The 23019-nt window shown below is 30.2% G+C and carries 21 protein-coding genes and 1 pseudogene; 20 read left to right on the plus strand and 2 right to left on the minus strand.

The features are described 5' to 3' along the window. The 10 genes and pseudogenes from G507_RS0113050 to G507_RS17915 form a co-directional block, all read left to right on the plus strand. Window positions 1-969 (plus strand): glycosyltransferase family 2 protein, encoded by a 969-nt coding sequence (locus G507_RS0113050; protein ID WP_026717903.1) that lies wholly within the window; start codon window positions 1-3, stop codon window positions 967-969. Then, the gene (locus G507_RS0113055) at window positions 966-1874 is read left to right on the plus strand and encodes a WaaS/CpsH family glycosyltransferase (RefSeq protein WP_026717904.1); all 909 of its coding nucleotides are present in this window, start codon (window positions 966-968) and stop codon (window positions 1872-1874) included. Before G507_RS0113050 ends, G507_RS0113055 begins: the two co-directional genes overlap by 4 nt. Before the next feature lie 32 nt (window positions 1875-1906). After that, window positions 1907-2980 carry an EpsG family protein gene (locus tag G507_RS0113060; RefSeq protein ID WP_035666265.1) on the plus strand — a complete coding sequence of 358 codons (1074 nt, stop codon included), beginning with the start codon at window positions 1907-1909 and terminating at the stop codon, window positions 2978-2980. Between the two features lie 8 nt (window positions 2981-2988). Further along, window positions 2989-3903, plus strand: a complete 915-nt coding sequence (locus G507_RS0113065; RefSeq protein WP_026717906.1) for a glycosyltransferase family 2 protein — start codon at window positions 2989-2991, stop codon at window positions 3901-3903. Window positions 3904-3905: 2 nt separating this feature from the next. Beyond that, complete coding sequence (locus G507_RS0113070; RefSeq protein ID WP_026717907.1) at window positions 3906-4952, plus strand: GNAT family protein; 1047 nt, start codon at window positions 3906-3908, stop codon at window positions 4950-4952. A gap of 2 nt (window positions 4953-4954) precedes the next feature. Beyond that, on the plus strand, window positions 4955-5911 hold the full coding sequence (locus G507_RS0113075; protein ID WP_051191689.1) for a polysaccharide deacetylase family protein: 957 nt from the start codon (window positions 4955-4957) through the stop codon (window positions 5909-5911). Between the two features lie 5 nt (window positions 5912-5916). Beyond that, the gene (locus G507_RS0113080; RefSeq protein ID WP_026717909.1) at window positions 5917-7101 is read left to right on the plus strand and encodes a glycosyltransferase family 4 protein; all 1185 of its coding nucleotides are present in this window, start codon (window positions 5917-5919) and stop codon (window positions 7099-7101) included. Then, window positions 7094-7699, plus strand: coding sequence for a sugar transferase (locus G507_RS0113085; RefSeq protein WP_026717910.1), 606 nt, complete (start codon window positions 7094-7096; stop codon window positions 7697-7699). The genes G507_RS0113080 and G507_RS0113085 overlap by 8 nt, the downstream gene beginning before the upstream one ends. 7 nt (window positions 7700-7706) lie before the next feature. Further along, window positions 7707-8351, plus strand: coding sequence for an acetyltransferase (locus tag G507_RS0113090; RefSeq protein ID WP_026717911.1), 645 nt, complete (start codon window positions 7707-7709; stop codon window positions 8349-8351). A 233-nt stretch (window positions 8352-8584) separates the two neighbouring features. Then, window positions 8585-8713, plus strand: a pseudogene (locus G507_RS17915) (acetyltransferase); the annotation flags it as partial. A 90-nt stretch (window positions 8714-8803) separates the two neighbouring features. Here the strand turns inward: G507_RS17915 and G507_RS0113095 are convergent. Further along, on the minus strand, window positions 8804-9556 hold the full coding sequence (locus G507_RS0113095; RefSeq protein ID WP_026717912.1) for a hypothetical protein: 753 nt from the start codon (window positions 9554-9556) through the stop codon (window positions 8804-8806). A gap of 714 nt (window positions 9557-10270) precedes the next feature. Here G507_RS0113095 and G507_RS0113100 point away from each other — a divergent pair. The 7 genes from G507_RS0113100 (at window position 10271) to G507_RS0113130 (ending at window position 18479) form a co-directional block, all read left to right on the plus strand. Then, on the plus strand, window positions 10271-10450 hold the full coding sequence (locus tag G507_RS0113100) for a hypothetical protein (RefSeq protein WP_026717913.1): 180 nt from the start codon (window positions 10271-10273) through the stop codon (window positions 10448-10450). Between the two features lie 368 nt (window positions 10451-10818). Then, on the plus strand, window positions 10819-11388 hold the full coding sequence (locus G507_RS16960) for a sugar transferase (RefSeq protein ID WP_051191691.1): 570 nt from the start codon (window positions 10819-10821) through the stop codon (window positions 11386-11388). Window positions 11389-11473: 85 nt separating this feature from the next. Continuing rightward, window positions 11474-12109, plus strand: a complete 636-nt coding sequence (locus G507_RS0113110) for an outer membrane beta-barrel protein (RefSeq protein WP_035666271.1) — start codon at window positions 11474-11476, stop codon at window positions 12107-12109. 60 nt (window positions 12110-12169) lie between these two features. Next, window positions 12170-13312 (plus strand): DegT/DnrJ/EryC1/StrS family aminotransferase, encoded by a 1143-nt coding sequence (locus tag G507_RS0113115; RefSeq protein ID WP_026717915.1) that lies wholly within the window; start codon window positions 12170-12172, stop codon window positions 13310-13312. Window positions 13313-13348: 36 nt separating this feature from the next. After that, the gene (locus G507_RS0113120; RefSeq protein ID WP_026717916.1) at window positions 13349-15286 is read left to right on the plus strand and encodes a polysaccharide biosynthesis protein; all 1938 of its coding nucleotides are present in this window, start codon (window positions 13349-13351) and stop codon (window positions 15284-15286) included. A 60-nt stretch (window positions 15287-15346) separates the two neighbouring features. Further along, on the plus strand, window positions 15347-16117 hold the full coding sequence (locus G507_RS0113125) for a polysaccharide biosynthesis/export family protein (protein ID WP_026717917.1): 771 nt from the start codon (window positions 15347-15349) through the stop codon (window positions 16115-16117). Between the two features lies 1 nt (window position 16118). Continuing rightward, on the plus strand, window positions 16119-18479 hold the full coding sequence (locus G507_RS0113130; RefSeq protein WP_026717918.1) for a GumC family protein: 2361 nt from the start codon (window positions 16119-16121) through the stop codon (window positions 18477-18479). Window positions 18480-19137: 658 nt separating this feature from the next. On the opposite strand, the gene G507_RS0113135 is transcribed toward G507_RS0113130, so the two are convergent. Then, on the minus strand, window positions 19138-19872 hold the full coding sequence (locus tag G507_RS0113135; RefSeq protein WP_026717919.1) for a tyrosine-protein phosphatase: 735 nt from the start codon (window positions 19870-19872) through the stop codon (window positions 19138-19140). Between the two features lie 192 nt (window positions 19873-20064). On the opposite strand from G507_RS0113135, the gene G507_RS0113140 reads away from it, so the two are divergent. The 3 genes from G507_RS0113140 to G507_RS0113150 all read left to right on the plus strand — a co-directional run bounded on the left by G507_RS0113140 (window position 20065) and on the right by G507_RS0113150 (window position 23011). Beyond that, on the plus strand, window positions 20065-20934 hold the full coding sequence (locus G507_RS0113140) for an ABC transporter permease (RefSeq protein ID WP_026717920.1): 870 nt from the start codon (window positions 20065-20067) through the stop codon (window positions 20932-20934). 89 nt (window positions 20935-21023) lie between these two features. Further along, the gene (locus tag G507_RS16965) at window positions 21024-22292 is read left to right on the plus strand and encodes an ABC transporter ATP-binding protein (protein WP_035666275.1); all 1269 of its coding nucleotides are present in this window, start codon (window positions 21024-21026) and stop codon (window positions 22290-22292) included. Beyond that, on the plus strand, window positions 22289-23011 hold the full coding sequence (locus G507_RS0113150) for a hypothetical protein (RefSeq protein WP_026717921.1): 723 nt from the start codon (window positions 22289-22291) through the stop codon (window positions 23009-23011). Before G507_RS16965 ends, G507_RS0113150 begins: the two co-directional genes overlap by 4 nt. Window positions 23012-23019: the final 8 nt, after the last annotated feature.

Consider the following 23019-nt stretch of genomic DNA (forward strand, 5'->3'; position numbering starts at 1 on the left):
ATGATAAATCCTAAAGTATCAGTTATCATACCAGTATATAATGCAGAAAAATTTATTGAGAAATGCTGTAGATCTTTATTTGGACAAACTTTAGAAGACTTAGAATTTATTTTCATTAATGATTGTACACCTGATAATAGTATTTTTATCATTAAAAATGTTTTAAAAGAATTTCCAAATAGAATACTACATGTTCATTTCTTAAATCATACAGAAAATAAAGGTGTAGCAATTTCTAGACAGGATGGGAATGATTTTGCAAAAGGCGAATATTTAATCCATTGCGATAGTGATGATTGGGTTGATTTAGAAGCCTATGAAACAATGTATAATGAAGCAAAAGCAAAAAATGCAGACGTTGTATGTTGTAATTATATAGTTGAGTATAAAGACTCAACTAGAATAAGCTCTTTTGATTATTTGGAGGAAAATAAAGATAATTTAATTCTTGGTATTGAACCATTGTACGGAGCACTATGGAATAAGTTAGTCAAAAAAGAAATAATCAAAAAATTTTCATTAAAATTTTTTGAAGATATTAATATGAGTGAAGATTTGGGATTGATTACAAGAGTTAGATTTTATTCTAAAAAAACAATAGTTGTTCCAAAACCTTTCTATCATTATAATCAATTGAATCTTGATTCAATTGTAACAAATTTTAACAATTCAAAATCAGATGAAATTATAAAATGTGTTCAAAACCTAGAACATTTTTTTATTGAGCATAACGCACAAGATATTTTATTCTTACAAATACAATATTTAAAATTTCAAGCCAAACAATTGTTACTAATAAATCCGAAAATTAGGAATTTTGACTATTGGTATTCTATATTTCCAGAAACGCATAAGAATATTTGGAACTTTAAACAGACACCATTCAATATTAAATTAATAGCGTGGTTAGTTTCAAACAGAATGAAAAATTTAGCTACTTTTTTGTTGTTCTTAAAAGATAATAAATGATTTATATACTTTATAATAAAACAGAGGTTTTTGATTATATATTAAGTGGTATAAATAATCAAAATGAAATTAGATTAATTAATCTAAACGAAGAGTGCTCGTATTTTCAGAGATTTTTAAGAAAAATTTTACCTCCATCTCTAGTTTTGTCAAGTTTGATTTTAGGTCGAAAATTAAGAAAAACACTTAAGAATATTAATGATAAGGATAGTTTATTGCTAATTGATTATACAGATGAAAATATTATTCTTTCAATCGATCAATTAATTGATCAAAAAATAAATAAATATATTTGGATTTGGAACCCTTTAAAATCAAACGAAATACAAAAGGTAGAATCAAAAATGAAGTTTTTAAAAATAAAGGAATATATGGTTTGTACGTTTGATAAAAATGATGCTTTGCAGTATAATCTTAAATTATTGAATCAATTTTATAAAATGACTCAATCTGAAAAAGTTGTAAACTCTTCGGTTTATGACTTTTATTTTCTAGGATTTGCTAAAGATAGAATTAAGGAAATAAATGATTTACAAAATAAATTATCAAAATTTAGAACACTCTTTCATGTTGTAGTAGATTCAAAAGATCTTGTTACATATTCAGAGAATATTGAAAACGTAAAAAAATCTAAGTGTATTGTAGATATAGTTCAAAAAGATCAAGAAGGTATGTCTTTAAGACCTCTAGAGGCGGTTGCATTTAAGAAAAAGTTAATAACCAATAATAAATCATTAGTTAATGAGAAAATTTATAATTCTCAAAATATTTTTATTATTGGAATAGATGATTTTAGTATATTAAATTCTTTTTTAAATAGTGATTACGTAGAATTAAAAGAACAATTTATATACAAACATGATGTTAATACTTGGTTAAGTAATTTCCGAAATTTAAAAGACTAAGATAATATGTCATTTAAAAATAAATACCAGATATGAGTTTTGACTTTATTCCGCTAGAATATTATACTTTTATTTACTATTTAATTATTTTAATAGTTGTATTGAATACTTTTTTTCAACTTCAAACAGCAAAATTTAAATCTAATAAAAATGGTTTGCTTTTAGTTTGGTTTGTTATTATATATATGGGATTTAGACCGATAAGTATAGCTTATTTCGCAGATATGGACACTTATGCAAAATATTTTGAGAATTATCAAAACGGAGAATCTATTTTAACAGATAAAGATATTTTATTTCATTATTTTATGCAGTGGTGTTCGTCGTTTATGTCTGTAAATTTCTTTTTTTTAACATGTGCATTTTTATACATATTTCCACTATATTTAGTTTGTAAAAAATGGTTTGTCAAATATTGGTTTTATGCTTTTTTACTCTTGATAGCTTCTTTTTCCTTTTGGGGAGCTGGAACTAACGGAATTAGAAATGGAATTGCAGGTTCTATCTTTTTGTTAGCAATTTCAAGAGAAAAACGTTTATGGCAAATAATATTACTTTTAATATCTGTTAGTTTTCACAAGACAATGCTCTTGCCTATTCTGGGTTTAATAATTACTCAGTTTTATAATAAGCCAAAGTATCTAATGTGGTTTTGGTTATTTAGTATACCTTTATCATTATTAGGGGGTGGTTATTGGGAAACCTTATTTGCAAGTTTAGGCTTTGAAGATGATAGGTTTTCTTATTTGACTGATGACGCTAGTATAAAAAACTTCAGCAGTATTGGATTTCGCTGGGATTTTTTGTTATATAGTGCAACAGCTGTTTATACAGGATGGTATTTTATAATAAAAAAGAAATTTGTAGACAACATGTATTTTATTATTTTTAATATTTACGTATTTGCCAATGCTTTTTGGATTTTAGTTATTAGGGCAAATTTTTCTAATAGATTCGCATACTTATCATGGTTTATGATGGCGTTAGTTATTGCATATCCTTTTTTAAAAAGCAACATTTTAAGGAATCAACATAAAAGCTTTGCAAAAGTACTACTTTTGTATTTTCTGTTTACCTTTTTTATGAATGTTATTTTAAGCTCCTAATAAAAAAAATGAAAACAATTACTATTTTTACACCCACATATAATAGAGCGTATTTGCTACCTAGGCTTTACAAAAGTTTAAGAGATCAAACAAATAACGATTTCTTATGGCTGATCATAGATGATGGTTCGTCTGACAATACTAAAGAGTTAGTGGCAGAATGGATTCTGGAAAACAAGATTGATATACAATACCAATACAAGGAAAATGGGGGGATGCACACAGGGCACAATACAGCATTTATGCTCATTAATACCGAATATAGTGTCTGTGTTGATTCTGATGATTTCTTATTGTTAGATAGTATTGAAAAATTTATTAGTCTAATAAAAAAACATAAAATATCTGAAGACAAAACTCTTGCGGGTTTTATTGGTTTAAATATAACGATAAATGGAAATGTAATTGGAAATAAATTTCCTAAAGATATAATGAGAAGTACTTACCAAAATATTTCTTATAAACATAATGCTGTAGGAGATAAAAAAATTGTGTTTAAATCTGTTAATGTAAAAAAGCTTAAACCATATCCGGTATTTAATACTGAAAAATTTGTTCCGCTATATTTCCCAATCATTTTAGATTCTGAGTATGAGTATTTATGTTTTAATACCGATTTCTGCATTGTAGAATATCAAGATGATGGTTCAACAATTAATATATTTAAACAATATATTAAGAATCCTCAAGGATTTAGATTCTCACGAAGAATTGAGATGATACATTTTAAAAATTTTAAGAATAAATTAAAAAGTGCAATTCATTTAGTATCATCTAATATAATATTAAAAGAGATTAATTTACTTAAAGGATCTCCAAATATTTTATTAACCATTTTAGCTATTCCTTTTGGTATAGTTTGGTATTTTAAAATTAAATTAATGGTAAATTCTAAACGTGATATTTCTAATTATATAAAATAAGAATGAAAAATTTAAAAATATTAAATCTTAATACATCTTCAATAAACCAATATAAAAACTGTTTTGATTCAAACGGAAGTCCCAAGAAACTTGAAAATATTGAATGGCAATTTTTTAAAAACACTGAAAAAAAAGGGTTTGTAGATATTGCCTTTGATGAATCAAAACAAAAAACAGCTGCTATTTATGCTGTTTCATGTGTTAAATTTAAAATTGATAATGAACTGCATGTAGGAACTCAATCTTTAGATACGATTACAGACATTGATTATAGAGGAAAAGGGTTGTTTATTAAGTTAGCTGAAAACGTATATAATAATGCAATAAATGAAAATGTCGCTTTGGTGTATGGTTTTCCTAATGGTAATTCTATTTACGGTTTTGAAAAAAAATTACAGTGGAAGGCTTTAGACCCACTACCATTTTTGATAAAACCATTAAGGACTAAATATTTTACGGATAAAATAAAGTTTTTAAAGTTTATGCCTAACATAACATTATCGTTTTTAAGTTATAAAAAAAGTAAAAGTTTAACAATCAAAGCAAAAAATAATTTTCCAGAAGAAGTTAATGATATTTGGAAAATCTTTTCAAAAGATATTGCAGTGGCAGTTATCCGTAATAAAGAATATTTAGATTGGCGATATATTGCTAAACCACATGAAAGTTATGAAATCGCTCATTGTTATGATAATGCTAATAATTATAAAGGTTTTATAGTATACGTTGTTAAAGAAAAGCATAACGGTAAAATTGGTTATATTATGGAAATGATCTATGATATAAACGACAAAGAAGTTGGTAAACAATTATTGTCTTATGCTGTTAATTCAATTAAAAAGCAAAAGGCAGATTGTATATTAAACTGGTGTTTCGATCATTCTCCAAATTTCACGCTATATAAAAGCTATTTTTTTATCAATATGCCAGAAAAACTAAGGCCAATCGAATTGCATTTTGGAGTTAGAAGTTTTAATAAAAAGTACGATGACTTGATATACACTAGAGATAATTGGTATATTAGTTATTCTGATTCAGATACTGTCTAATTATGAAAGAAGGAAATTTTATTATATCGTTAGATTTTGAACTGCATTGGGGTGCAGCTGAAAAATGGGACTTATCCAAAAAAAAAGCATATTTTGATGCAACAAGAGAGAGTGTTCCTTTGGTTTTAAATCTTTTTAAAAAATATGAAATTCATGCTACTTGGGCAACAGTGGGTTTTTTATTTGCTAATAATAAAAAACAACTGTTAGATTTTTGTCCTGTAAATAAACCAACATATAATAATAATTTACTTTCCTATTACAACTTAATCGATAATAATGAGGTGGGCAAAAATGAAGAAGTAGACCCTTATCATTTTGCGCCTTCACTTATTTCGTTAATTATAAATACACCAAATCAAGAATTAGCAACTCATACTTTTGCACATTATTATTGTACTGAAAATGGGCAAAATAAATTTCAGTTTGATGCAGATTTAAAAGCAGCACAACAGATTGCACTTGAGAATTTTAACTACAAATTAAAATCATTAGTTTTTCCAAGAAACCAGTTTAATAATGAGTATTTATATATAGCAAAACAGAATGGTATCAAAGTAGTGCGTTCTAATCCAAACGTTTGGTTTTGGAAAAGCAAATTTAAATTTATAGCATTGGCTAGAGCTTTTGATACGTTGTTTTCTATTAGTAAATCATTGACCTTTAATTCAAATAAACTTCTTAAGAAAGACGTATTATTACTCCCGGCAAGCAGGTTTTTTAGACCATACGTTACAAGAGAAAGTAGAATACAATCTTTGAAAATCAATAGAATAAAAAAGGAGATGACTTATGCTGCAAAAAATAATAGATCATATCATTTATGGTGGCATCCACATAATTTTGGATATTCAACTCCACAGAATTTATTACAATTAGAAGATATCTTAAATCATTATCAAGTGTTAAATAAAAAGTATGGACTTACTTCTAAAACGATGCTTGAGATGGATAATTAAAAATAATGACTAAACATAAACTAATCCGCATAACAACCGTCCCCATTTCACTAGACAAACTCTTGTCGGGTCAGTTGGCATTTATGAATCAGTTTTATAAAGTCATTGGTGTTTCTTCTGAAAAAGAATACCTAGAACAAGTTGGTAAAAAAGAAAACATAGAAGTTTGTCACATAGATATGACAAGACAAATTACACCCATAAAAGATTTAGTTTCTGTTTATGAATTATATAGATTTTTCAAAAAGGAAAAACCTTTTATAGTGCATACACACACACCTAAAGCAGGAACCGTTGGAATGCTAGCAGCAAAATTGGCTAGTGTACCAAATAGACTCCATACGATTGCAGGTTTGCCTTTAATGGAAGCTACTGGCAATAAAAGAAAGCTATTAAATTTTGTGGAGAAAATAACCTATAGCTGTGCCACAAAAATATACCCAAATTCCTTTGGTTTACAAGAGGTGATTTTGGCAGAAAAATTCTGTGAACCAGAAAAATTAAAAGTTTTAGGAAACGGAAGTACAAATGGTATTGATACTTCTGTTTTTGATCCAGAAAAGTATTCGTTAAAGGAAAATAGTATATCGAAAGAAAAATTAGAAATTCTTCCAAGTGATTTTGTTTTTATTTTTGTGGGTCGGTTGGTTGGTGATAAAGGAATTAATGAGTTAGTGGAGGCTTTTGGGGAATTGGAGATTGGAGATTGGAGATTAGAAACTGGGGTAATTAAAAAGGTGAAACTTTTATTGGTTGGGCCTTTGGAAACGGAATTGGATCCATTATTGCCTGAAACTTTAAAGAAAATTGAGAGTAATAAAAACATTATAACTGTTGGGTATCAAAACGACGTTCGTCCTTATTTTGCGATTGCTGATGCTTTGGTTTTTCCGAGTTACAGAGAAGGTTTTCCAAACGTTGTAATGCAAGCAGGAGCTATGGGTTTGCCAAGTATTGTTTCCAATATAAATGGTTGTAACGAAATTATAATTGAGAAGCATAACGGAATGATAATTCCAGTTAAAAACACAACAGCTATTTTTGAAGCGATGAAAAAAATGGTTGAAGATGTTGATTTTTATAATGATCTTAAACAAAATTCACGAAAACGAATAGTTGAGAATTATGAACAACAAGTGGTTTGGAATGCTATTTTAGAGGAATATAAAAAATTAGAAGAAAATGTATAAAACATATTTCAAAAGACTACTAGATTTCTCAGCAGCCTTAATTGGATTCATAATTTTAAGTCCAATTTTTCTAGTTGTAATGATAGCTTTATTTTTTGCCAATCAAGGAAAACCCTTCTTCTTTCAAACACGTCCAGGTAAAAATGAAATGCTTTTTAAAATCATCAAGTTTAAAACTATGAATGATAAAAAAGATAAAGATGGAAATTTATTAGCTGATGGTGAACGGCTGACTTCAATTGGCGCTTTTGTTAGAAAAACATCTTTAGATGAAATCCCACAATTACTAAACGTACTGAAAGGAGACATGAGTTTAATTGGTCCAAGGCCTTTGTTGGTGCAATATTTACTTTTGTACAATGAAACCCAAAAACAGCGTCATAACATTAGACCGGGTATAACAGGCTGGGCACAAATAAATGGTAGAAATGCCATAAGTTGGAACCAAAAATTTGAGTATGATGTTTGGTATGTAAACAATTGTACTTTTTTATTAGACATAAAAATTCTATTTTTAACGGTTAAAAAAGTATTTGTAAGTGAAGGGATTTCACAAGAAGGAGAAGCAACAATGGAAGTGTTTAAAGGTTCAAATTAAATTTAGTATGGAAAAAATTATAATCATAGGAGCAGGTGGATTTGGTCGAGAAGTTAAAATGCTAATTGATCAAATGAATTTAAAAGGAAACAAATACGAGTTTCTAGGTTATTTTGATGATGGTGTAAAAACAGGTACAATTATTAATAATAATGAAGTTTTAGGTTCAATTGATGATTTGTTAAAAAGCGACGAAAAAATAAATGTTATAGTTGCAATTGGCTCACCCGATATCAAAAAGAAAATTGTTGAGAAATTGCTTAAAAATTCGAATATTGCCTTTCCAACGTTAATTCATCCATCTGTAATAATAGGCGATGAATTTGTATCGATTGGAAAAGGATGTATTATTTGTGCAGGAACAATAATTACGTGTAACATAATAATAAAGGATTTTGTTATTTTAAATTTAATGTGCACGGTAGGACATGATACTACTATCCATTCATTTGCATCTTTTATGCCATCAGTTAATATTTCAGGAGAAGTTGTAATTCATGAAGAAGTATATGTTGGTACAGGAGCTAAAATAATTAATCAATTAGAGATAGGAGAACAAACAATTATAGGAGCTGGAGCAGTTGTTTCTAAATCACTCCCAGAAAGATGCACAGCTGTTGGAATACCTGCAAAACCAATTAAGTACCATTAATTAGTATTTTTTTTTCAAAGGTTTTAAATTTATTGGTTAAAGATTATTTTAAGTAATAAAAATTTTTACATTTTAAAAATGTTTTCGAACTATTTTACTAGTACTTAAGCAATCCTAATAAAATGCTTAGCTACCAAAACAAGACAATCAATAGTAAAAATTTAATGTAAATTTTCACTAATACAGAAAGGCTCTAGTAGATATCTTATTCTTAAATGATATGAGTTAGTAAAGCAAGTGTAATTCAAAGCATAAAAATTGGCAAATGGGCAACCATAGGAGCAGGAGCCGTAATAATTAACGACATTCCAGACTATGCAACAGTAGTCGGCAATCCAGGAAAAATTATCAAAACAAATTAAAATGTTGTCATTGCGAGGAACGCTGCAACCTCCAAAAAAAAAAATCCGCAGGCAAAACCCACGGACAATTTTTCCAAAACCAACAACAACCTAGTTGTCAACAATTTCCAAAATACTAAGAGCACTAGAATCTAAGGCTGTTAATTCCTTAAAGCCATTTATTTCTTTATAAAATAGCACTTGCACCATATAAAAAATAAAAGTCGAAACATTCGGCAAATCAGTGGGTTGTAAAATTAAATCGGCAGCCACATTGCTTATGGGCAAATAAACTTCATCATTTCGTTTAGGCGAAACAATAAAATTCACAGGATCCATCCCAATCATTACCGCTTTAAAACTTACATGCGTAGCACCAGTAGGAGCCACAAGATCTTCTATAGGATTAAAAGAAGTAATGCTAGCTTCTCCACTGGCCATATCGATTACAAAATCACGGGCCATCAAACTACTTACAGTCGTTTTCCCATAAAAATCAAACCCAGTAAGCAGTCCTTTTCCCTTAACCGTCAATAAACCTTCGCTAACTTCTCTGCCTCCCAAACGGTGAATAGCATCTGCATTTTTAATTTGGTTTAACAATTTGTTCAACCGCTGAACCCCTCTAAAAGGTTTAACTTTTATAAGTTCATTTTTAATACCACTGCGAAGCAAAGCACCAAACTTGGAATACGCACCAAGTTCTTTTTGCAACATGCGCAAAGTTTTAAATTTTGGATTAGCATCCATTTTTGCTTTGTCCAACGAAGATTTAGAGCGACTTAATCTTCCGTTAACACCTTCTGTGTACGTAACTCCATCTATGGAACCTCTTAAGCGTACAATCCCTTGATTTTTAGCCATTTCTTATGGTTTTTATAGTTAATAAAGCCAAATGTAGCAGGCTATAAAAACAAAAACAAAACTTAGGTAGTCAAATAACCTAAAAGGAATAAAAAGACCTAAATAATGACAAAAAACGGCTTTTAATACAAAAAAACAACATAAAAGGACTGAAAATGACTTAAAAGAACCAAATAAACTTATACAATACTTAAAATTTTAACATTTTTTGTTTTGGTATTAAATAAAAAACACTAATTTCGTGTAAAATATTTAATTTGTAGTATTTTTAGCAAGTTGTCTTTTCTTCAAGAAAGACTTGTTGTTGAAACATAGGAAAGGGTAAAAAGCTAGTAGCATATGAAGCGAACGCACCAAGTGGGTTTAGCTTAAAGGGGAGGATAAAAGCACAAGCGATTAAAAGTTCTAGGGTCTAACGGAATCTTTAGAAGTTGTAAAAATGAAACACATCGACAAGTGCAGCTTTAAAATAGGAAAAGCTAAAATAAAAAAAAATATAGCTAAGGTTTTTACAACAGTAGGGAGTATGATAAGGATAAAGCAAAAAATAAACACGACAAAACAACAACCAACACGATGTAAATACGACCTAACAACGTACTAATTACGAAGTAAACACGAAGGAACTGCAACATTGGCACGATAAAGCGCTTTTTTATCGTGCAAAAACGAACCAGAGATAGTAAAAAAAATAACAAGCTAAAAACTAAAAGGGTGCATCCAAACAAAAGAGTCTTCATAAATGTCAAAGACATTCAGGTGATAACAGGCAAAAAGGAAAAAGCATGCTATCAAATTATCCTAAAAATAAAACAGCATTACAAAAAAGAACGGCATCAAGCCATCACTTTTAAAGAATTTTATAGATATTTTGGCATAGAACAAGAAGAATAAAAAAACAAATCTTCCGTTTTTTTTAGATAGCTCCTAAAATAAAAAAAGCAATTCGAATAAAGCGAAGGGTCTAAATTTTTCTTTTTGGCATTTTCTATAGCAGAAAGCATAGTATATGGTGTGCTGTGCCCATTTATTTTCTTTTAAAAATACAGGCTTGCAATAATAAAAAAAACGTTTAGCCCAAAAACAAATGGAGAAAAACAGTTTATCAAGCGGCTAATAGAATTAAGAGTACAAAAGCAGATAAATGTAAACTAATGTTGACATAAAAAAAAGTATATTTGTAACCTTTGGAATTCACTCAATGAAATGCAAGTAAAAAAATAAATAAAAAACATTTTTTATTGAAACGTCTTTTTGATTTTATGGCAGCCTTAATAAGTTTAGTATTCTTTGGAGTACCTATTCTTATAGCGTATTTAGTTACAAGTATAGACACTTCTTCAAACGGTTTATTTAAACAAATAAGAGTAGGACAAAAAGCCAAGTTGTTTACCATATACAAACTCAAAACCATAAATCCCAAAACAAAAAAAATTTCTACAATTGGAAATTTTTTAAGAAAGTCCAAAATAGATGAATTACCGCAGCTAGTTAATATTCTAATAGGGCAAATGAGTTTTGTAGGTCCTAGACCCGATATTCCAGGCTATTACGATACCTTAGAAGGGGAGAATAGAAAAATACTAAAATTAAAACCAGGTTTGACTTCGGAAGCTTCAATTAAATACGCTAAAGAAGAAATGATTCTTAGCCAACAAGTTGATCCTTTGGCTTATAATGATTATGTAATTTTTCCCGATAAAGTGAAAATGAATTTAAAATATTATTATAACCAAAGTATTTTCTTAGATTTGCAAATATTGTTTAGGACAATTTTCAGGTCATTTGGAGAAGGAGACATTTGGAAAAGGGAAGATGAGAAGGCGAAATGATAAGAAATACAAGAGGTTTTGGGTTTATTTTTATTGCGTTTAACTATAGAAGCCTAATCTTTTAGGTCATTAAAATTAAAAAAAAATGAATACGATTAAAAAAGCAAGTGTAGTGTTAGTTCTTTTGTGTAGTGTAATGTCTTTTGGGCAAAAGAAGTGGAACCAAGTTTCCATTGAAGCTGGCTATGGATATGTATCTCCTTCAAAATTGTATGGGGATGCTTACAGTAAAAGTGATTTTTCAGGCTTTAATCATTTTGATGTGGGAGTGCGTTATATGATTGAACAAAATTTTGGACTAAAACTAAATTATGGGAGAGACGTATTCTCAAAAGGAGATGCTGGTGTAACTTACAACAGTATTATGGTTTCTGGAGTTTATAATGTAGGGAGTTTGTTTGATTTAAAGCGAGCTACTAATGAAAAAATAGGGTTGCTAGGACGTGTTGGTGTAGGAGTTACTTTTGCTAAACCTGAAACCATTAGCGGAACAGAACATATTGGAACAGCAACTATTGGTTTAACACCTCAAGTAAAACTTTCAGAACGAATCAGTATTTATGGGGATGCAGCTTATGCATTTCGCTTAAAACAACATTATGGGTTTGACGGAGTTCTTTTAGATAGTGAATACAAGTCAAAGTTAGGAAAAACAACCGTGTTTTCTGTAGGCCTAATTTTTTACTGGGGCAACAAAAGCAAGCATGCAGATTGGTACTAATATAAGGAAGAATATTCTTTTAAAGGATTAATTAACATCCTTTAAAAATAAGTTTAGTTTATGAATACAGAAAAAATATGGTTGTCTTCTCCACATATGGGAGGCAACGAACAAAAATATGTACAAGAAGCTTTTGAGGCCAATTGGGTAGCTCCTTTAGGACCCAATGTGAATGGTTTAGAAATCGATATTGAAAAGTATTTGGAGCAATCTAGCCATGTAGCGGCCTTAAGTTCAGGGACAGCGGCATTGCATCTAGGTTTAATTTTATTAGGCGTAAAAGCTGGGGATGAAGTAATTTGCCAAAGCATGACATTTTCAGCATCTGCTAATCCTATTTTGTATTTAGGAGCCATACCGGTTTTTATTGACAGTGAAAAAGACACATGGAATTTATGCCCGATAGCTCTAGAAGAAGCTATTGTAGACAGAATAGCCAAAGGTAAAAAGCCAAAAGCTATAATTGGCGTGCATTTATATGGGATGCCTTTTAAAGTGGAGGAAATAATGACAGTTTCCAAAAAATACAATATTCCTGTTTTGGAAGACAGTGCCGAAGCTTTGGGAAGCACTTACAAAGGACAAAAATGCGGTACATTTGGACCCTTAGCAGCTTTATCATTTAACGGAAATAAAATTATAACTACTTCTGGTGGGGGAGCATTAGTTTGTAAAAAGAAAGAAGACAAAGATAAAACGGTCTTTTTGGCTACGCAATCTAGAGATAATGCCCCACATTACCAACATTCAGAAATTGGCTATAACTACAGAATGAGTAACATTTGTGCTGGAATAGGTCGTGGACAAATGGAAGTTATTGACTTAAGAGTTTCTCAGCGCAGAGCTATGAATACTTTTTACCAAGCAATTTTTAAAGACAATGACGAAGTTTCTGTTTTTAAAGAACCTAATACAGATTATTTTTCCAACCACTGGTTGAGTGCTATTGTGTTAGATTCTTATGAAAAAAGAGAAGCACTGCGTTTGGCTTTGGAAAAAGAAAACATTGAGTCTAGACCTTTGTGGAAACCCATGCATTTGCAACCTATTTTTTCAAAATACCCTTATTATGGCAAAAAAGTAGCAGAAGAACTGTTTGATAACGGCTTGTGTTTGCCTTCTGGATCAAATTTAAAGGAAACAGACAAACTAAGAATTGAAAAAAATATAAGTTCTTTTTTTACTACATTTGCCAACTTGTAACAAATTGTTAAGTATTGTTTTAACCTCAAAAAAGCATTGAAAAATAATTTACTAAATAAAGCCATAGAGGCCGTTTTTAATAAGAAAGTAAACTCTTTTGGGTATTTGCCAAGATGGATTATTTTTAGTATTGATATTGGCATATTAATTTTTGCCAACCTACTTACTTATATAATGTTAACGAATCTTGATTCAACATTTTATAACTTATTAAATGTATTTGAAAGATATGGTTTAATAATATGCGTTAATATAGTTTTTTTTATTTTCTTCCGCACTTATGCAGGTATTATAAGACATAGCAGTTTTATAGATGCCGTAAAATTATTGTTTTCTACCTTTACTTCTCTAGTTGCATTGGTGATTATTAATTATATAAGCTATTTTGTTTCTGGTGAAAAAATATTTTTAGTACCTGGCTTAATCCTGAGTTTTGTATTGTCCTTTACGTTCTTGTTTTTCTTTAGAATTATAGTAAAGTTTGTTTTTGAAAGTTTAATCAATAAAGTAGACTCAAAAAAATTAACCCCTACTGTTGTGTATGGTTCAGATGCCAATGCCATAGCAGTAGCCAATGCCATAAAATCGGAAAGTCCTCCCAGGTTTAAAGTAGTGGCTTTCATGGACAACTCAAAAGCAAATAAGTCAAAAAGCATCTTAGGATTACCTATTCTATACAACAGTAAAAAAATATCGGTAATCATGAGAAGCTACAGGGCCAATGCTTTAATTATTGCTGAAAAATCCCTTTCAAAAGAAGATAAAATTAGTATTATTGACGATTGTTTAGAGCACAACATCAAAGTATATACAATTCCTATTATAACGAATTGGGAAAATGAAAAAGAAATTTCGAAACAAATCAAAAGTTTCCAAATTGAAGATTTATTAGAAAGAAAACCTATTGTTTTAGATAACAAATTAGTTTCAAGCCAGCTGTCTGGAAAAACCGTATTGATTACTGGAGCTGCTGGTTCTATTGGTAGTGAGATTGTATGGCAAGTGTTAGAGTTTAGTCCCAAAAAACTAATCATTATAGACCAAGCTGAAACTCCTTTGCACCACATTTCATTAGAAATTGAAAAATCGCAAAAGAAAGTAAAAGTAATTACTATAATATCAGACATCCGAAATAAAGCTAGTTTAGAAAAAGTTTTCGAACAATACAAGCCTGATGTTGTTTTTCATGCAGCGGCATACAAGCATGTGCCTTTAATGGAAAACAATCCTTGTCAAGCCATTTATACCAATGTTTTAGGGACTAAGAATGTAGCGGATTTAGCAGTATATTATGGAGCGAAAAAATTTGTAATGGTATCTACAGATAAAGCTGTAAATCCTAGCAATGTAATGGGGGCCAGCAAACGAATAGCTGAAAAATACGTACAAGCACTTCATTATAAGAATGCTACAGAAAAAGCGCATGATACAAAATTTATTACCACCCGATTTGGTAATGTTTTAGGTTCTAATGGTTCAGTAGTGCCTCTTTTTAAGAAACAAATAGAAAGCGGAGGGCCTATTACCATAACACATCCAGAAATTATACGCTATTTTATGACCATACCAGAAGCTTGTCAATTGGTTCTAGAAGCCGGAGGAATGGGAAATGGGGGAGAAATATATATTTTTGACATGGGTAAACCCGTTAAAATTATTGATTTGGCTAGAAAAATGATTCAATTGGCGGGTTATGAGCCTGATAAAGAAATAGAAATTAAGGTTATAGGCTTAAGACCAGGGGAAAAACTGTATGAAGAGTTGTTGAATGATACTTCAAAAACGTTGCCTACCCACCATGAAAAAATTATGATTGCCCAAGAAGAGGAAGCAGATTTTGACAAAATTATAGTGAATACAGACCAATTGATAACGATTGCTACTTGTCAAAATGAAGTGGATATTGTTCAATATATGAAAAAAATTGTACCAGAATTTAAGAGTTTAAACTCTACCTACGAAATGCTGGATTAATACCAGAATACATTTTTTGAAAAATTTAATTACCTTATCTTTGCCTTTTAAAATAAAAACATGAATAGAACAATCCCAGTATATTTAATTTTACTACTTAGTTTATGCTTTGGCTCTTGTGCTTCTGCTGATAAATTTGCTTTATTGCAAAATGTATCAAATACAAATGAAACTAAAGAAGCCGATTTCCAAGTAAAATTGCAACCCGATGATCTTTTAATGATTATGATATCAGCTGAAAATCCTATTATTGCCCAACCTTATAATTTGTCTAATGTTTCTGTTGCTACAAATAATGAAACAGCTGCTGGTCTACAAAGATTGTTATCTTATCAAATAGATCAACTAGGTACTATTCAATTACCAGGATTAGGAATTATAAAGGCTGCAGGTAAAACTAGAAATGAATTGATGGCGCATATAGAAAAATTATTAGAAGGTAAAATTACAAACCCAGTCATTACCATAAGAATATTGAACTTTAAAATATCGGTACAAGGTGAAGTTAATAGACCGGGTACTTTTCCAATCAATTCAGAAAGAGTTACGCTGTTAGAAGCTTTAAGTATGGCGGGTGATTTAACCATTTATGGAAAAAGAGACAATATTTTAGTCATAAGAGAAGAAAATGGAATAAAGAGCTTTCAAAAAGTGGACATTACCAAAGGAGATTTTGTGAATTCACCTTACTATTATTTATCCCAAAATGATGTGATTTACGTGGAACCAAATAAGACTAGAGTTAACTCTTCTGTCATTGGTCCTAATGTAACTGTTGGGCTTACAGCACTATCTTTATTAATAACTATAATAGCCATAACAGTACGATAATATGGAACAGGAGTATAAAAAAAATAGTCTAGAGCAAGACGATTCAATAAACATTAGAGAAGAAATTGAGAAATATGTAGCGCAATGGAAATGGTTTGCCTTAAGTGCTGTCGTTTTTGTAGCAATTGCTTATGCCTATTTGCGTTATGCAACTCCTATTTTTAAAGCAACCACTACTATTTTAGTAAAAGATGATAGAAAAGGAGGTATAGCCAATGAACTAGCCGCTTTCTCGGAGTTGGGTATATTATCAGGAGCCAAAAGCAATGTAGACAATGAAATTGAAATTATTAAGTCCAGAACCTTAATAGAAAAAACAATTAAAGATTTAAACCTCAACATCAAATACTACAACAAAGGAAGAATTAAAGATGGAGAACTTTATGGAGAATTACCTTTTAAAGTTTTTTTCTCTAATTATGAAAAAGATTTTTATGACCTAAATAATGCTTATTTTATCACTAAGAAAAACAACCAAAAATTTAGTTTATTTGACGCAAATGATAAAAAAATTGGGGACTATACTTTTGGACAAAAAATAAAACTTAAGGAAGCAGACTTGGTAGTTATGAACCAACAAGCTAAAGGCACTAAAAGTGTTTCGGTTTGGGTTCAAATTGTACCATTAAAAAGTTTAATTGAAAGTTTTTCAGCAAGGTTAGTAGTTTCTGCCTTGAGTAAGAATACTAGTGTAATAGAGTTATCTTTAACCGATCCTACCAAAAAAAGAGCAGAAGAGTTTTTAGATACTTTGGTAGAAAACTATAATGCGGATGCTGTGGCAGATAAAAATTATATTTCTGAAAGTACCTCTAATTTTATAGATCAAAGGCTAGTACTAATTTCAAAAGAATTAGAAGAGGTAGAATCAGATGAAGAATCTTTTAAAACCAAAAATAAATTAACAGATATTCCTTCCGAAGCGGGTTTGTTTTTAGAAAATGCTTCTGAATACGAAAAGAAAGTAGTTGAAAATGAAACACAAATAAAAGTCGTTTCATCAATGAGCGAGTATATTACAAGCAACGATAAAGAATTAATCCCAGCTACCAAAATTACTTCAGAAAGCGGAGCAAGCGACCAAATTAATCAATTCAACCAATTAATTCTAACCAGAAATAATTTTCTTCAAAGTGGCGCTGGACCTGATAATCCAAAAATCTTAGCCATTGACAAGCAGATTTCAGAATTAAAAGCAAATGTAAAAAATAGTCTAAAAAGTTTAAGACAAACCTTAGAAATAAAAAGACGCGACTTAAACAGACAAGGAGCTCTTTTGGAAGGTAAAATTTCTCAAATTCCAGGTCAAGAAAATGAATACAGAAGTTTAGTAAGACAACAAAACATAAAGCAATCGTTGTATTTATACTTGTTGCAAAAAAGGGAAGAAGCGGCTATTTCTTTAGCGATCACATCAGCTAATGCCAAAGTAATTGACCCTGCAATTTCTAGTATTAATCCAGTTTCACCAAACAAAAGAATTATTTTCTTAGGATCGCTATTGGTAGGTTTGTTGTTACCATTTAGTGTGATTTACATCAAAAACTTGCTAGATACTAAAATTAAGACTAGGTTAGATATTGAAAAAAATACTTCTATACCATTCTTAGGAGATGTGCCAAAATCAGTTTCCTCAGATCAAATTATAGATGTAAATAGTCGTTCAAGTACAGCCGAAGCGCTAAGAATTATTAGAACTAATGTTGAGTTTTTATTCAACAACAAGACAGATACTTCCGCTAAAACAATTTTTGTAACCTCAACTTTTCCCAAAGAAGGAAAGACCTTTTTATCCATCAATATTGCGGCTACCATTGCCTTATCAGGTAAAAAAGTGTTGCTAATTGGAATGGATGTAAGAAACCCAAAAATTGATGAATATATAAATGTCCCTTCATCAGGACTAACCAATTATTTAACTACTACTAACAAAAACATCTCAGAATTTATAGTAAAACAAGATAATTTTGAACAGTTTTATGTATTGCCATCTGGTATAATTCCACCAAACCCAGCGGAATTATTAATGAGCAAAAAAGTAGATGAATTATTCGAAGAATTAAAACAAGCCTATGATTATATAATTGTAGATACCGCTCCAGTCGGACTTGTTACGGATACCTTCGTAATCGCAAAACAAGCCGATTGCTTCTTGTATGTGGTAAGAGCTAATATGTTAGACAAACGAATGTTACGCATCCCAGAAGAGTTATATCAAGAAAAGAAATTGCCTAATATGGCTGTTATTTTAAATGACACCGATTCCAATAAAGGCTACGGTTATGGCTACGGTTATGGCTACGGCTACGGAGCAGAAGTAAAAGAAAAAAAATCTTGGTTCAAAAGACTCTTTAAGTTTTAAGGTTAAAAGTTTAAGAGGTTATAAGGTTATAGTGGAATTAAAGAGCAGTTGTTTTACAGCTGCTCTTTTTTTGCGCTTTATTTTTAGTGGTTACCAATTATTTGAATAGTAATACCAAACGTCTCTCCGCAAACTTGTCACCCTGAAAGGGTCTCGCTTGCATATTAAACGTCAGTACTTATTAAGTATTAATTACGAATACTCTCAACCCACCACTTTGTCACCCTGAAAGGGTCTGAATAGCATGTTGTGCGTTAGAACTTATAGTTCATAATTCAACAAGTTTTCAAATTTATTTTATATTAAAATTACAATCATCCCAAGTATTGGTAGTTTTTTAATTCAATTGTATGTTGTGAATACTCGAAATCAATGCACTGCAAGTTCAAAAGCTGTACTTACAAACCAGATCCTTTCAGGATGACAAAGTGGTGGGTTGTGTGCTTTCGTTGTTGATTGATTGTTGGTGTTTACCAATTATTTAAATTTTACTTACAAGCGTCTATCCTCCAAACTTGTCACCCTGCTTGTGCTGAATTTAGTTCAGTAAAAGGGTCTGAATAGTACGGTGTACGTCAGAATCTGTAGTTCATTAATTCAACAAGTTTTCAAATTTAATCCAGATTAAATTTACTAATAACCACAGATCATCGAGAACCTAATAAAAAAAAGAATTATTCTCAGCCGCTTTTTTCAGTTGATCGACTTCTTTAATAACAATCGGATTTAAAAAAGAAGCTACATGATGTTTGTGATGAAAATCCGATCCAACAAAATCAATCATGTTATGCTTTAATAGTTCATCAGCAATTTTAGCGACTTCCTTACCATAGTAACCAGTGGCAGAAAGTAAATTCATTTGAAAATAACAACCTGCTTTTTTTAGTTTAGCATAATTAGAAAAGTCAGAATGATAAAAAACATAGCGTTCTGGATGCGCTAAAACAGGAATATACCCTGCGACTTGAAGCTTAAAAATATAATCATAAAGTTGAATAGGCGGATTGATATAAGACATTTCAACTAACACATAATTATCTTTTAGTGTTAAAAGCTTTCCTTCTTCAAATAAAGAAGCAAAATAGTCATCCATTATATATTCAGAAGCAGCTTTTAGGGTCACTTTTGTAGTTAATTCACTCAAGTTTTCTTTAGTAAATTGTAAGGCTTCTGAAATAGTTTCTGGAGTATTATTCCAAATGTTTTCAATGGTATGGGGCGAAGTTATAATTTTTGAAAAACCAAATGCAATCATGCTCTCCAATAGGAATTTTGAATCTTCTATAGTTTTGGCACCATCGTCAATGCCAGGCAACACATGCGAATGAATATCCACATAATTTGTAGGAATTAAATCTAGTAATCGTGCTTTTGGTTTTAGGAATGAAAACATGTAGTTGCAATTTGTTACAAAGATAGTTTTTTTTGTAATCTGTTATCTACAGTCAATGATTAAACTCTATGAAATTACAAGTTTAATATTTGATAACGATAATAAATTTAAAACAAACAATAAGGAAATAAATTTGTACCTTCTTTAAAATAGCTTAATTTTGAGGCCTATACATTATAGTAATTAATAATAATGAGTAATACAGAATTTGAACAAGAAGAATGGTTGTTTGAAATTAAACCCAAGAACAATTTTTTTTCCTTAAACCTTAAGGAAGTCTGGCAATATAGGGATTTACTACTTTTGTTTGTAAATAGAGACATTGTAACTGTCTACAAACAAACTGTATTAGGACCTTTGTGGTATTTAATTCAGCCTTTATTTACGTCAATAATTTTTACTATTATTTTCAATAATGTGGCTGGTATTCAAACAGGTTCTATTCCTCCCTTTTTATTCAATTTAGCGGGAATTATGGTTTGGAATTATTTCACTTCTTGTTTAAATGATACATCAGATACCTTTAAAAAAAATGCCAGTATTTTTGGTAAAGTATATTTTCCAAGAATAATTGTTCCTTTATCTATAGTGGTTTCCAATCTTGTTAAATTTGGTATTCAATTTTTAATTTTTGTAGCTTTTTATATTTATTATGTTTTTAATGGGATGGAACTTCAGTTGAGCAGTATAACATTGTTTTTTCCACTATTGGTTGTATTGATGGGGTTTTTAGGTTTAGGCTTAGGTATGATAATATCCTCTTTAGTTACAAAATATAGAGATTTAAGTTTTTTAGTGGGTTTTGGAGTTCAATTGTTAATGTACTTATCAGCTGTTATGTATCCCATGGCATTACTTAAAGAAAAATTACCTTCTTTTGGTTGGTTAATCGAATATAATCCATTGGCATATATTGTAGAAACTTCAAGATATTTATTATTAAAAGAAGGAACGATTTCTGGATTTGGAATGCTATATACAGTTGTGATTACGTTTGTAATTGTGGTTGTAGGATTGTTGATTTTTAACAAAACAGAAAAAAGTTTTATCGATACGGTTTAGTTTGGTATTGGAGAAAGGGAGAATGGGTGATTGGTTTTGAAAAACCTATATGACTTATATGTTTATAAATTACAGGTTATAGAATAATTATGAATAATAAAAACATCATATTAAAAGCTGAAAACATATCTAAACAGTATCGTTTGGGAACTGTTGGGACAGGAACTTTGAGTCATGATTTGAATCGATTTTGGCATAAGATTAGAGGTAAAGAAGATCCTTATTTGAAAGTTGGGGAAGTTAATGATAGAAGTTCCAAAGGAGCCAGTGAATATGTTTGGGCACTAAAAGATATTAATTTTGAAGTTGAAGTAGGAGAAGTTTTAGGGATCATTGGAAAAAATGGTGCAGGAAAATCCACTTTATTAAAGATACTATCAAAAGTAACGGCACCCACTACAGGTTTAATAAAATCGCGTGGTCGAATTGCTTCTTTATTAGAAGTTGGAACAGGATTTAATCCAGAACTAACCGGCAGAGAAAATATCTATTTGAATGGAGCAATTCTCGGAATGACCAAAAAGGAGATTACTTCAAAGTTAGATGAAATAATAGAGTTTAGCGGCTGTGAACGTTATATTGATACCCCTACAAAAAGATACAGCAGTGGAATGACAGTTCGTTTAGCTTTTGCCGTTGCCGCTTTTTTAGAGCCAGAGATTTTGGTTGTGGATGAAGTTTTAGCAGTAGGTGATGCCGAATTTCAAAAGAAAGCGATTGGTAAAATGCAAGATATTTCCAAAGAAGGGGGAAGAACTGTTTTGTTTGTGAGTCATAATATGGCGGCTGTTCAATCGCTTTGTACAAGAAGTATAGTTTTACAAAACGGAACTATTCAATATGTAGGTGAAACAGATGATGCAATTCAATTTTATCTTAAAGAAAGTAGTTCAAGTTTTGAGATGGAAAAGATTGAGCACCGTAAAGGTAATGGCTTAGTTAAGCTAAAAAATGTTTCAGTTCATGGTTCACAGAAAGATATTTTGCCTCAAACTGGAAAAAAATTCATAATTGAGTTTGACTTTGATAATCCACAAAAAATTGATAGTTCTACTATGAAATTTGATTTTCGTATAGACGATTATGTGGGACAACGTATAGCATGGATTAGCAACCGAGTAGTTGAAAGTTCTCCCTCAGAAAACTGTAAGACTATTAGTTTTGAAATTCAAAAATTAAATTTAAATAAAGGTACTTACTATGTAACAACCCATCTTATGGTTAATAATGCGGTAAGTGATTGGATTCAAAATGCCTTTAGTTTTGATGTAACTGAAGGAGATTTTTATGGTACAGGTCGACAAGTATCTCCCTCACAAAGTAAAATTTTAATGGACTTTAATGTAGTGTATAAATGATAGGAAAGATAAAAGAGATTTTAAAAGAATTTAAAAATAAACAAAAGTATATTGTAAAACAGAATGATGAATTGTTGTGGGCTTCTGTTTTTCACGATAGTATAAGAGGAAAAAAGAGTCTAGAAGAATTGCCTTTAAATATTGGGAGATGGGCTGGGAGTTATGCTCTATTTTATGTTTTAAATAGAATTTTAAATGACTACCAACCTAAACGAATTTTAGAATTCGGTTTAGGAGAATCTTCTAAATTTGTTTCTACTTATTTAGATAATTATCTTTTAGATTCAGAACATTTAATTTTAGAGCAAGATGCCAATTGGGCAACTATTTTTGAAAATAAATTTAAAGTATCCTCAAGAACTTCGTTAAAAGTATTGCCTTTATTAAAAAAGAAATACAAAGAATTTGAATATAATGGATATGAAAATATAGAACATACTATTAATTCAAATTTTGATTTATATATTATTGATGGTCCTTTTGGTTCGCCAAATTATTCAAGATTTGATATTTATAATTTAGCTGAAAAGCTAACGAATCAAGATGATTTTATAATAATTATGGATGATTATCATAGAATTGGCGAAAGACAAACAACGGATGAATTATTGTCGATGTTTGAAGCTAAAAATATAAAAATATATTTAGCAGTTTATAAAGGATTGAAGAGCGTAATGATAATAGCTACAGAAAAATATAAATACATTTCTAGTTTATAATAAAGTAT

The organism is Flavobacterium gelidilacus DSM 15343, from assembly GCF_000422685.1.
GTDB lineage: Bacteria > Bacteroidota > Bacteroidia > Flavobacteriales > Flavobacteriaceae > Flavobacterium > Flavobacterium gelidilacus.

Coding starts and splice junctions, on each gene's coding strand:
- G507_RS0113050 (WP_026717903.1), top strand. CDS start 1: ATGATAAATCCTAAAGTATCAGTTATCATACCAGTATATAATGCAGAA.
- G507_RS0113055 (WP_026717904.1), top strand. CDS start 966: ATGATTTATATACTTTATAATAAAACAGAGGTTTTTGATTATATATTA.
- G507_RS0113060 (WP_035666265.1), top strand. CDS start 1,907: ATGAGTTTTGACTTTATTCCGCTAGAATATTATACTTTTATTTACTAT.
- G507_RS0113065 (WP_026717906.1), top strand. CDS start 2,989: ATGAAAACAATTACTATTTTTACACCCACATATAATAGAGCGTATTTG.
- G507_RS0113070 (WP_026717907.1), top strand. CDS start 3,906: ATGAAAAATTTAAAAATATTAAATCTTAATACATCTTCAATAAACCAA.
- G507_RS0113075 (WP_051191689.1), top strand. CDS start 4,955: ATGAAAGAAGGAAATTTTATTATATCGTTAGATTTTGAACTGCATTGG.
- G507_RS0113080 (WP_026717909.1), top strand. CDS start 5,917: ATGACTAAACATAAACTAATCCGCATAACAACCGTCCCCATTTCACTA.
- G507_RS0113085 (WP_026717910.1), top strand. CDS start 7,094: ATGTATAAAACATATTTCAAAAGACTACTAGATTTCTCAGCAGCCTTA.
- G507_RS0113090 (WP_026717911.1), top strand. CDS start 7,707: ATGGAAAAAATTATAATCATAGGAGCAGGTGGATTTGGTCGAGAAGTT.
- G507_RS0113095 (WP_026717912.1), bottom strand. CDS start 9,556: ATGGCTAAAAATCAAGGGATTGTACGCTTAAGAGGTTCCATAGATGGA.
- G507_RS16960 (WP_051191691.1), top strand. CDS start 10,819: ATGGCAGCCTTAATAAGTTTAGTATTCTTTGGAGTACCTATTCTTATA.
- G507_RS0113110 (WP_035666271.1), top strand. CDS start 11,474: ATGAATACGATTAAAAAAGCAAGTGTAGTGTTAGTTCTTTTGTGTAGT.
- G507_RS0113115 (WP_026717915.1), top strand. CDS start 12,170: ATGAATACAGAAAAAATATGGTTGTCTTCTCCACATATGGGAGGCAAC.
- G507_RS0113125 (WP_026717917.1), top strand. CDS start 15,347: ATGAATAGAACAATCCCAGTATATTTAATTTTACTACTTAGTTTATGC.
- G507_RS0113130 (WP_026717918.1), top strand. CDS start 16,119: ATGGAACAGGAGTATAAAAAAAATAGTCTAGAGCAAGACGATTCAATA.
- G507_RS0113135 (WP_026717919.1), bottom strand. CDS start 19,872: ATGTTTTCATTCCTAAAACCAAAAGCACGATTACTAGATTTAATTCCT.
- G507_RS0113140 (WP_026717920.1), top strand. CDS start 20,065: ATGAGTAATACAGAATTTGAACAAGAAGAATGGTTGTTTGAAATTAAA.
- G507_RS16965 (WP_035666275.1), top strand. CDS start 21,024: ATGAATAATAAAAACATCATATTAAAAGCTGAAAACATATCTAAACAG.
- G507_RS0113150 (WP_026717921.1), top strand. CDS start 22,289: ATGATAGGAAAGATAAAAGAGATTTTAAAAGAATTTAAAAATAAACAA.